We start from the raw sequence: 508 nt of genomic DNA, 5'->3' as shown, positions 1-508 counted from the left end.
GCCCACGGCCGTCGCAGCGGCGTCGGCCACGGTCGCCGGCGCAGCGCCCGCGGCCACCGTCGCAGTCGACCCCGCTGCGACGGCCGACGCCGCTACCGCGACAGCCGACGCCGCCGCGACAGCCGATGCCGCCGACCCCGCCGCAGGTATATGTGCAACGGCTCCCAACGGCGCTGGTTCGGAGCCGAAGCGCATATACCTGTCGCCACGAGGGAGCAGTGGCGCGCCGCTCACCGGGCTCGACGAGCGCGCGTGGCGCTCGCGCGTCGCGTGGTGCCCGCAGGACGCGTACGTCTTCGACTCGACGCTGCGCGGGAACCTGCTGCTCGCCCGCTCGCGCGACGACGCCCCCGATGCGGCGACGCTCGAGGATGCGCTCTCACGCGCTGGGCTCGGCCCGCTGCTCGCCTCGCTCGGCGACGGGCTCGACACGCGCGTGGGCGCCGGCGGCTCGGCGCTCTCGGGCGGCGAGCGCCAGCGGCTCGCGGTCGCGCGGGCGCTCCTCACC

At 77.4% G+C, this 508-nt stretch carries 1 protein-coding gene; it reads left to right on the top strand.

The annotated features are described in order from the left end of the window. On the top strand, positions 1 to 508 hold a 508-nt coding region (locus NWP09_RS13225; RefSeq protein ID WP_258275939.1), incomplete at both ends, for an ATP-binding cassette domain-containing protein.

It is taken from the genome of Agrococcus sp. HG114 (assembly GCF_024723325.1).
Taxonomy (GTDB): Bacteria; Actinomycetota; Actinomycetes; order Actinomycetales; family Microbacteriaceae; genus Agrococcus.
Note: the sequence above shows the minus strand (reverse complement) of the source record. Positions and strands in the feature narration are given on the sequence as shown.